At 68.3% G+C, this 9845-nt stretch carries 10 protein-coding genes; 2 read left to right on the top strand and 8 right to left on the bottom strand.

All coding sequences use genetic code 11. From position 1 onward, the window contains the following. Nucleotides 1-718, bottom strand: a 718-nt coding sequence (locus tag WAO18_RS02265) for a sugar phosphate nucleotidyltransferase (RefSeq protein ID WP_422203517.1), incomplete at its 3' end; no start/stop codon positions are given. 149 nt (nucleotides 719-867) lie between these two features. Here WAO18_RS02265 and glgA point away from each other — a divergent pair. Beyond that, nucleotides 868-2040 carry a glycogen synthase gene (gene glgA, locus WAO18_RS02260; protein WP_422203515.1) on the top strand — a complete coding sequence of 391 codons (1173 nt, stop codon included), beginning with the start codon at nucleotides 868-870 and terminating at the stop codon, nucleotides 2038-2040. A gap of 8 nt (nucleotides 2041-2048) precedes the next feature. Here the strand turns inward: glgA and WAO18_RS02255 are convergent, their stop codons facing one another. The 7 genes from WAO18_RS02255 to WAO18_RS02225 all read right to left on the bottom strand — a co-directional run bounded on the left by WAO18_RS02255 (nucleotide 2049) and on the right by WAO18_RS02225 (nucleotide 7741). Beyond that, the gene (locus WAO18_RS02255; RefSeq protein WP_003406247.1) at nucleotides 2049-2216 is read right to left on the bottom strand and encodes a DUF3117 domain-containing protein; all 168 of its coding nucleotides are present in this window, start codon (nucleotides 2214-2216) and stop codon (nucleotides 2049-2051) included. A gap of 103 nt (nucleotides 2217-2319) precedes the next feature. Further along, a complete protein-coding gene (locus tag WAO18_RS02250) occupies nucleotides 2320-2901 on the bottom strand; it encodes a DNA-3-methyladenine glycosylase I (RefSeq protein ID WP_422203520.1) in 582 nt (193 codons plus the stop codon). An 11-nt stretch (nucleotides 2902-2912) separates the two neighbouring features. Continuing rightward, complete coding sequence (locus WAO18_RS02245) at nucleotides 2913-3269, bottom strand: DivIVA domain-containing protein (protein WP_422203513.1); 357 nt, start codon at nucleotides 3267-3269, stop codon at nucleotides 2913-2915. Between the two features lie 42 nt (nucleotides 3270-3311). After that, nucleotides 3312-4292 (bottom strand): glucosyl-3-phosphoglycerate synthase, encoded by a 981-nt coding sequence (locus WAO18_RS02240; RefSeq protein WP_422203511.1) that lies wholly within the window; start codon nucleotides 4290-4292, stop codon nucleotides 3312-3314. After that, complete coding sequence (gene folP, locus WAO18_RS02235) at nucleotides 4289-5113, bottom strand: dihydropteroate synthase (protein ID WP_422203519.1); 825 nt, start codon at nucleotides 5111-5113, stop codon at nucleotides 4289-4291. The genes WAO18_RS02240 and folP overlap by 4 nt, the downstream gene beginning before the upstream one ends. 220 nt (nucleotides 5114-5333) lie before the next feature. Then, complete coding sequence (gene fadD6, locus WAO18_RS02230) at nucleotides 5334-7115, bottom strand: long-chain-acyl-CoA synthetase FadD6 (RefSeq protein WP_422203509.1); 1782 nt, start codon at nucleotides 7113-7115, stop codon at nucleotides 5334-5336. Between the two features lie 62 nt (nucleotides 7116-7177). Further along, nucleotides 7178-7741, bottom strand: a complete 564-nt coding sequence (locus WAO18_RS02225) for a TIGR00730 family Rossman fold protein (RefSeq protein ID WP_422203508.1) — start codon at nucleotides 7739-7741, stop codon at nucleotides 7178-7180. Nucleotides 7742-7825: 84 nt separating this feature from the next. Between WAO18_RS02225 and WAO18_RS02220 the strand changes: the two genes are divergently transcribed. Continuing rightward, nucleotides 7826-9845, top strand: a 2020-nt coding sequence (locus tag WAO18_RS02220; RefSeq protein WP_422203507.1) for an AAA family ATPase, incomplete at its 3' end; no start/stop codon positions are given.

Genomic DNA, 9845 nt, shown 5'->3' with positions numbered 1-9845 from the left:
CGGCCATGCCGTCGCTCACCAACCGCGGGACGATGTCGCCGCCCATGTCGTGATCGGAGTCGTCGTCGTCGGCGTCGGCACGGATCGCGTCGATGAGCACCTTGGTGGTGAAGATGTAGTTGCCCATTGAGACGAAGGTGGCGTCCGGGTCCCCCGGCGTGCCTGGCGGCTCGACCGGCTTCTCGATGAAGCCGCGGATACGGCCCGATTCGTCGGCGTCGATGCAGCCGAACGCGCTGGCCTCGGCGCGGGGCACCCGGATCCCGGCGACAGTGGCGCCGGCACCGCTATCGACGTGAAACCGGAGCATCTGCTCGGGGTCCATCCGGTACACGTGGTCGGCGCCGAAAACCACGATGTAGTCCGGATCCTCGTCGTAGATCAGGTTGAGCGATTGATAGATCGCGTCCGCGGAGCCGGTGTACCAGCGCGGGCCGAGCCGCTGCTGGGCGGGGACCGGGGTGATGTACTCACCCGCCAGACCTGACAGTCGCCAGTTCTGCGAAATATGGCGGTCCAATGAATGCGATTTGTACTGAGTGAGAACGCAGATCCTCAGGTAGCGCGCGTTGACGAGATTGGACAGCACGAAGTCGATCAGACGGTAGGCGCCGCCGAAGGGAACCGCCGGCTTGGCACGGTCTGCGGTCAACGGGTACAACCGCTTGCCCTCACCGCCGGCCATGACAATGCCCAGCACATGTGGCGCTTCCCTCATGAATCAAACCTATCGGCCGCTGCAAACCCCTGCCAGATCAAACCCATGAATACCCACGCGGACGGATTGTCCATCAACAAATTTGGATGATCTAGCTAACACGGTGGCCGGGGCTGCACGGTTCGGGCGCGACCACTACGGTGCCGGGTATGCGCGTGGCGATGATGACTCGGGAGTACCCGCCGGAGGTCTACGGCGGAGCCGGGGTACACGTGACAGAACTCGTCGCCCAACTGCGCAAGTTGTGCCAGGTCGACGTGCACTGCCAAGGGGCGCCGCGGCCAGAAGCCTTCGCCTACCAGCCCGACGCGCAACTGCGCGGCGCGAACCCGGCCCTCTCGACGCTATCGACAGATTTGGTGATGGCCCACGCCGCCGGGGAAGCCACCGTCGCGCATTCGCATACCTGGTACGCCGGGATGGCCGGGCATCTGGCGTCGTTGCTCTACGACATCCCCCATGTGCTGACCGCGCATTCACTGGAGCCGTTGCGGCCCTGGAAAGCCGAGCAACTCGGCGGTGGCTACCGGGTCTCGTCGTGGGTGGAACACACCGCGGTGAACGCCGCCGATGCGGTGATCGCGGTCAGCTCGGGTATGCGCGAGGACGTGCTGCGGGTCTACCCGACGGTGGACCCCAGCCGGGTGCACGTGGTGCGCAACGGGATCGACACCGACGTCTGGTACCCCGCCGAGCCACTGGGATCGCAGTCGGGCGAGTCGGTGCTGGCCGACCTCGGGGTCGATCTCAGCCGGCCGACCGTGGCATTCGTCGGGCGAATCACCCGGCAGAAGGGCGTCGCCCATCTGCTGGCAGCGGCACACGATTTCGATCCCGGCGTGCAACTGGTGCTGTGCGCCGGGGCGCCCGACACACCGGAAATCGCTGCCGAAGTCAGCGCCGGCATAGCCGAGCTGGCCGAGGCGCGGATCGGGGTGTACTGGGTCCGGGAGATGCTGCCGATCGGCAAGATTCGTGAAATACTCTCGGCAGCAACAGTTTTCGTATGCCCGTCGGTATACGAGCCGCTGGGTATCGTCAACCTCGAAGCGATGGCGTGCGGCACGGCGGTGGTGGCCTCCGATGTCGGTGGCATACCCGAGGTGGTCGATGACTGGGTGACCGGTTCGCTGGTGCACTACGACCGGGACGACGCGGCCGGCTACCAGAGCAGGATCGCATCGGCGGTCAATGCACTGGTCGCCGACCCGGAGCGGGCCGAGCGCTACGGCCAAGCGGGACGGCAGCGCTGCATTGCCGAGTTCTCCTGGGCGCAGATCGCGCAGCAGACGCTGGAGATCTACCAGAAGGTGTGCGCGTAACGGCGGGTTTAGCTGGTGACGCCTTTGAGCTCGTCGCCGAGCGCGGCGGCTTCGTCGGGTGTCAGCTCGACGACTAGTCGACCACCGCCCTCCAGCGGTACCCGCATCACGATGCCGCGCCCCTCTTTGGTCGCTTCCAGTGGACCGTCACCGGTCCGGGGCTTCATCGCCGCCATCGAGCGCTCCCTCCAAGTTCGAGCTGGCCCGTCAACTGCACATTCACCCCTCCATTGTTCCCTATCCGCGCGGGTGGGTGTACATGACCTCCGGCTCGGCGTTTCAGGCGACGGTTGAGGGGACCCAGCAAGCACGCAGGTGATCGTCAACCATCCCGGTCGCCTGCATCAGGGCGTAGGCGGTCGTGGGGCCGACGAAGCGGAACCCGCGACGCTTCAGTTCGCGCGCCATGGCGGTGGATTCCGGCGTAGTGGCGGGCACATCAGCGAGGGTCGCGGGCCGCGGTCGCGGCGCCGGTGCGAACGACCACAGCAACTCTGAGAGGTCGTCGACGTCGGCGACGGCCCGCGCGTTGGCGATGGTTGCCTCGATCTTGGCGCGGTTGCGGACAATGCCCTGATCGGCCATCAGGCGGGCAACGTCGGCGTCGGTGAAGCGGGCTACCTTCTCGATGTCGAAGCCGGCGAAGCCCTGCCGGAAATTCTCCCGTTTGCGCAGGATGATCAACCAGGACAGCCCGCTCTGGAAGGCCTCCAGGCTCATCCGCTCGAACAGCGCCACCCGGCCGTGCAGCGGCTGACCCCATTCCTTGTCGTGGTAGTCGCGGTAGAGCAGAAAGTCCGCGCTGCCGGGCTTGCCGACCGCCCAGTCGCAGCGGACCAGACCGTCGTCGGACCCGGCCACGTCGGGCCCGGTCACGTCGGCTCCTGCTCGTCTTCGGCGGTGTCGGCATCTGGGGCGTCATCAGCCGCCACGTCGGCGGCGGCCGCGGCGTGTACCGACGACAGCTGGCCGCGCAGCTGGTCGAGCTCCTGGCCGAGCCGGTCCAGCACCCAATCGACCTCACTGGTCTTGTAGCCCCGCAGCGTCTGGGTGAACTTCACCGCGTCGACGTCAGCGCCCGTCACACCCGACGCGGGCAGCACCGTGGGCGTGGTCCCCCGGGGCAGTGGCGGCAGCGGCTCGCCACGGCCGAACAGCACACTGGCCACACCGAATAGCACGATCGCTACCAGGACCAAGACCACCACGTAGAGCAACACCAATGCCACGGCACCGATATTGCCCTATCGGTCCGACTGCGGACGCGAGTGCTACGAGCGGCGCGGCCGAACGGCGTTCATCGGCGGCCGGTCGGCCAGCGACACCGCGGAGGTGCGTGGCGTGTAGCCCTCGCCGTCGACGAAGAACTGGGTCAGGCCCACGCCGGAATCGGGGATGCCGCATCGCGACAGCAGCGTCGCTACCACCTGACGGCTCATCGGACCCAACTCGGCCAGCGGCCGGTTGCGGTGCGCCCGCACGCCGAGGTTCACCTGCGCGATCGCGTCCAGGCCCAGCCGGTCGTAGGTGTCGACGAGCAGGCCGATCTCGACGCCGTAGCCCGCCGCGAACGGTAGCGACGTCAGCAGCTCGCGGGTGGCCGCGTATTCGCCGCCCAGCGGCTGCAACACACAGCCCAGTTCGGGCCGCAGCGCCGCGAGCAGCGGCCGTGCCACCAACTCGGTGACCCGGCCACCGCCGGTGGCGCCTTCCCGGCCACTGGCGTCATGGGCGTTCAGCGGCCGCCGATAAAAGCTCTTGACGAGGTGAATGCCGTCCTCGGTGAGCAACGGCCCGAGCAGGCGCGGCACGAACATCGGGTGCGGGTCGATCAAATCCGAGTCGACGAAAACCACGATGTCGCCGCTGGTGGCCGCGAGCGAGCGCCACAGCACCTCGCCTTTGCCGGGCCGCGGTGCGATCTCGGGCAACGCCTGTTCACGGGTCACGACGCGTGCGCCGGCGGCAATCGCCCGGATCTCGGTGTCGTCGGTGGAACCCGAGTCGAGCACGATCAGCTCGTCGACCAGCCCGCCGACCACCGGCGAGATGCTCTCGATCACCGATTCGACGGTGTCTTCCTCGTTGAGGGCTGGCAGCACCACCGAGATGGTTCGTCCGGCCTTGGCCGCCTCCAGCTCCTCGACCGTCCACCCGGGACGGGTCCAGCTCCGGTCGGCCAGCCAGACGTCGCCGGGCGCGGCGGCCAGTGCGCCCTCGGCGGCGAGATCGACCAGCTCAGATGCCGTCATGCCAGTCCTCTCACCGTGCGCGTCGGGGGTCGTTGCCCCTGGATCGACGCCACCATCTCCAGCACCCGTCGGGTCGGCCCCACCTCATGCACCCGGAACATCCGCGCACCCGCCGCGGCTGCGAGCGCAGTGGCGGCCAGAGTTCCCTCCAGTCGTTGCGTCAGGTCCACCCCAAGAGTCTCCCCGACAAAATCTTTGTTGCTCAATGCCATCAAGATCGGCCACCCGGTGTTAACAAGATCTTCCATGTGCCGCAACAGCGCCAATCCGTGAAAGGTGTTCTTGCCGAAATCGTGGGTCGGGTCGATCAGGATGCGGTCGCGATCCACCCCCGCTACGACGGCCCGTTCCGCGGCCGCGGTGAGTTCACCGATCACATCGTCGACCACACCGCGGGTGCTGGTGCCATAGCTGACCCGGAACGGACGGGTGCGCGGCCGGGCCCCCCCGGTGTGCGAGCACACCAGGCCGGCGCCGAATTCGGCCGCTACCTCGGGCATCGCGGGATCATAGCCGCCCCAGCTGTCGTTGATCAGATCTGCGCCCGCCTTGCAGGCCAGCCTGGCTACCCCCGAACGCCAGGTGTCGATGCTGATCAGTTGGTCGGGATAGGCGTCGCGCAGCCACTCGACAAACGGCACCACCCGGGCGGTCTCGGCTTCGGTGTCGATGCTCTCCCCCGGGCCTGCCTTGACGCCGCCGACGTCGATCACGTCGGCACCCTCGGCGATCAGACGGTCCGCGGCAGCCTTGGCCGCATCTTCAGCGAAGTTGGCGCCGCGGTCGTAGAACGAGTCCGGGGTGCGGTTGACGATCGCCATTATCAATGGGCGATCGTCGCTGACCCGGCGACCGCACAGGGTGGACTGCACCCCTCCATCGTGCCCGTCGTCAGCGCTGTGCAGCGCCCAGGGCCTCACGAGTCACACCAGCCGCTTCGGTCGCTGGGTGGGAAGACATGCTTTTTCCGATTTCGCACCGCGGGTGATATCACCGCGGGCTGATATCGCATGCGACCACGATTGCGAAAATGGGTGTCGGTCAGCCCTGCGGCCGCTTGCCGTTCGCGACGTCGTGCGCGTAGTCGTCATAGAACGGCACATAGCCCTCGTCCCGGCCGGCCAGCACGTAGAGCGGGTCCTCGATGCCGGGGCCGTAGGCCTGCTCGCGCAGATCGACTTTGCGGCTCTTGAACGTGGTGGTGTGTTCCATCGATTCCACGATGCGCACGAACAGCGGCAGTGCGTACACCGGCAACTGCGAGTAGACGGTCTCGGCAAGCGCCTTGCCGTCGAAGTCCGCGCCGTCGCGCAGCTTGACCGCCGCCATTCCGGCGCGACCACCGGTGCGTGGAATTTCCACACCGAAGACGGTGCACTCCTCGACCGACTTGTTCGAGGCAAGCGCCCGTTCCACCTGTGTGGTGGCGACGTTTTCGCCCTTCCAGCGGAAGGTGTCGCCGAGCCGGTCGACGAACGCCGCGTGGCCCATCCCCTGCGGGCTCATCACGTCACCGGTGTTGAACCAGCAGTCGCCGTCACGGAAAGCGTTGCGCACCAACTTCTTTTCGCTTGCACTCGGATCGGTGTATCCGTCGAACGGCTGCAGCTTGGTGACCGGGCTGAGCAGCAGACCGGGCTCGCCGGTCGGTACCCGCTGGACCCGGCCATCCGCGCCGCGCAGCGGGGCTCCGGTGTCGGTGTCGTATTGCACGTAGGCCGCCGGCATCGGCGAACAGCCGGCCGACTTGGGTACGTTGAACATGTTGATGAACGCGGTGTTTCCCTCGCTGGCCGCATAGAACTCGCAGACCCGCGCGATGCCGAACCGGGAGGTGAACTCGTCCCAGATCTCGGGCCGCAACCCGTTGCCGGCGATCAGCCGTACCTTGTGCGCGCGGTCGGACGGCTTGGCGGGTTGGTTCAACAGATAGCGGCAGATCTCGCCTATGTAGATGAATGCCGTTGCGTTGCTGGCGATTACCTCGTCCCAGAACCGCGACGCCGAGAACGACTTGCCCAGGGCCAGGGTGCCCCCCGAGTTGATCACCGAGCCGATCGCAACGGTCAGCGCATTGTTGTGGTAGAGCGGCAGGCAGCTGTACAACGTGTCAGAACTCTTGAGCCGCAAGCCAAGTCCGCCGAAGGCGGCCAGCGCCGCCAACCATCGCTTGTGCGTCATCACGCTGGCCTTGGGGTGACCCGTAGTGCCCGATGTGAAGATGTAGAACGCGACGTCCTTGGCCAGCACGGCCGACGCGGACGGCGGGTTGACGGTCGGCGCCGTGGCCGCCAGTCGCTCCATCTCCTCGATGGTCGTCGGCGTGATCCCGGACCAGCCGCACTCATCCACCGCGTCCATCAGATCGGTTTCGGCGACGAGCGCTTTGGCATCCAGCAGGCCCAGGCTGTGCGCCAGCACCTCGCCGCGCTGGTGGTAGTTCAGCATGCCGGCGATGGCGCCGCATTTGACCGCGGCCAGCATCATCAGCACCGCGTTGGGTGAGTTGCGCAGCATGATCCCGACCACGTCGCCGCGGCCGACACCGCGAGCCGCAAGCACGGCCGCATAGCGGTTGGCGGTCGCATTGGCCTCGCGGTAGGTCAGCTGCTGCTCGCCGAACCGGAGAAACACCTTGTCACCCAACCGGGCGGCTCGGTCCTGGAACACCTTGCCGATCGACGTCTTGGAAGTCGGCCGGGCCAGCAGGCCGGTGACCACCCCGCGGACGATCCCCGGCACGTCGGCCAACAGGCCGGGCACCTGGCTCGCGATGTCGATCAGTCCGACCGATGTGTGATCACCGGAGTTGTGTTGGGACACAGTCCACCCTCGTTTCGCGCAACTGCAGATGGCGGCCAGCCTAACGCTGCGAGCAAATCCGCTCAGCGGGGTGTGCAGGCCGCCAGGGCTGCATCGACGTCGTTGACAACCACCAGCTTGTCCATTGCGGCCTGCGTGACGTATCCGCTGTCGACCAGCCCGCACAACCAGGCGCGCAGCCCGTCGAAGTGTCCGGCGGGATCCAGCATCACCACCGGCTTGTCGTGCATGCCGAGATACCCGCTCGTCCAGGCCTCGAAGAACTCCTCCAGCGTGCCGATGCCGCCCGGCAATGTGATGAACGCGTCGGCCCGGTCCTCCATGATCTGTTTGCGCTCCCGCATGGTGTCGGTGACGATCAGCTCGTCGGCGTCATCATCGGCGACCTCGCGCCGAACCAGCATCTTGGGGATGACGCCGACGGTCCAGCCGCCGCGAGCCCGCGCCGCGGTGGCCAGCGCACCCATCGCCGAGACATTGCCGCCGCCCCAGACCAGGGTCCAGCCCCGGTTGGCGATCGCCTCGCCGAGTTCGGCGGCCAGCGCCAGCAGCTCGGGGTCGGTGGGGCCGGACGCGCAGTACACGCAGACCGCCCGTGGGTGGGGCGCGTCGCGTTTGGGGTGCACAGTCGAAACGTAGACCAACCTTGCCGCCGAGCGCATTTGGGCCTAACCGCATCCGGTCGGGGGCGCGCGCCATAAACTCCGGCGGTGCCGAGTGCTTGGGTTGCCGCGCCGCAGGACATCTTGCTGCGCGAGGTCGCGGCAGCTCTGGACGATCCGACGTGTTCCGGCGCGGCGATCTTCGGCGCCGACGGTGCCGGCAAGACGTTGCTCGCGCACAGCGCCGCGGAAGCGTCGTCGGCCGTCGTGCACCGGGTGGTCGGCACCGCGACCGAGCAGGCCATCCCGTTCGGCGCGTTCCGCGCCCTGCTCACCGGCGCCGACCTCACCGCGACGGGCCGACCGGCCGAGCTGCTGCGCACCGCGCAGGAATACCTGACCGGTGACGATGCCCGGCAGCTGTTCGTCGTCGACGACGCACACCACCTGGACCACCTGTCCGCCACGCTGCTCTACCAGTTGGCGCTGCGCGGCTCGGCGCGGCTGATCGTCACGGTCCGGTCCGGGGCCGACCTGCCGGAGGCAGTCGCGGCGCTGTGGGCCGATGGCCTGCTGACCCGAGTCGAGGTGGGGTCGCTGGATGCCGCGACGACGGCGGCGCTGCTGGAATCGGCCCTGGGGTCGGCGCCGGATGCCGCGGTGGTCGACGGTGTCGTCACACGCAGTCAGGGCAACCCGCTGCACCTGCGGCACCTGGTCGAGGGTGGCGACCTGACGAGCGGCGCGACGCTGGCGGGCCTGATCGACGGCTACCTGACCGGTCTGCCGTCACCGGCCCGCACGGTCCTGGACTACCTGGCGATGGCGGAGCCGTTGGGGCGCAGCGATCTGGCGGCGTTGGCCGGCGAGGACGCCGTCGAGCAAGCGGAAGCAGCGGGCGTGCTCGCAGTCGACGACGACTCGGTCTACCCGGCGCATCCGCTCTACGCCGCCCGCGCGGCCGCGGCGCTGGCGCCGGATGCCGCCCGGGCGTTGCGCCTGTCGCTGGTCGAACACCTGGCGGCCCGCCCGTCCACCCACGTCGGCGACCAGTTGCGGCTCGCGGCTTTGGCCGTGGACAGCGACAATCCTGACGCCGTCGGCGATCTGGTGTCTGCGGCCCAGCATGCGTTGCGGTTCGGCGAGCTCGAGCTGGCCGAGCAGCTGGCGCACGCCGCGCTGGACCGCTCGAGCGGACTGCCGGCGCGGCTGGCACTGGGCTACGCGCTGGCCTGGCAGGGCCGCGGACGAGAAGCCGACGCGGTGCTGGCCGCGGTTGATCCCGACCAGCTGTCCCAGCCCGAGCTGATGGAATGGGCAATGCCGCGGGCGGCCAACCAGTTCTGGATGCTGAGCGAGCCGGAGCGGGCCACCGCGTTTCTGCAGACCATCCGCAACCGAATCTCGGCCTCGACCGCTCAGGCCACAGTCGACGCGCTGGCCGCGACCTTCGCGATGAACGCGGGCACACCGTTGCGTTCGTTGCGGATCGCCGAGGAGGTGCTGGCATCTCCGCACGCCGACGGGGTCGCGGTGGGATGGGCGGCTTCGGCTGCGGCGCTGAGTTCGGCCCGCGTCGGACAGTTCGACGACGTCGAAGCGCTGGCCCGGCGGGCCACCGCCGCCGACCATCCGGGCCTGCTGCGGTTCACCAGCGGCTTCGGCCGGATCACCGCGTTGGTGATGGCAGGCCGGCTGACCGAGGCCCGCGGGCTTGCCCAGCGCTACACAGACTTCGCCGAACTGCAGCAGCCGGGCCGGGCGATCGGCGAGACGTTGGTGGGCTACGTGGCGATCGCCCAGGGCGATTTCGACGACGCCGTGACGCTGCTGAGCCGGGCCGCCGGGCCGCTGGCGCGGACCGGCTATTCGTGGGGTCCGCTGTCGCTGATGCTGCTGGCGCAAGCGCTCGGCCAACAGGGCGACCAGCTCGAGGCCGCCAAGGTGTTGAGTCGCGCCGAGTCGCGGCACGGCCTGAAGTCGTCGTTGTTCGCGCCGGAGTTGGCGCTGGCGAAGGCGTGGTCGAAATCGGCTCACGGCGACACGACGGGCGCGATCGAAGCCGCCCGCGAGGCCGTGCAGACCGCCGAGCGCGGCGGGCAGTCGGCTATCGCGTTGCGGGCGCTGC

Source organism: Mycobacterium sp., assembly GCF_049278535.1.
GTDB lineage: Bacteria > Actinomycetota > Actinomycetes > Mycobacteriales > Mycobacteriaceae > Mycobacterium.
Note: the sequence above shows the minus strand (reverse complement) of the source record. Positions and strands in the feature narration are given on the sequence as shown.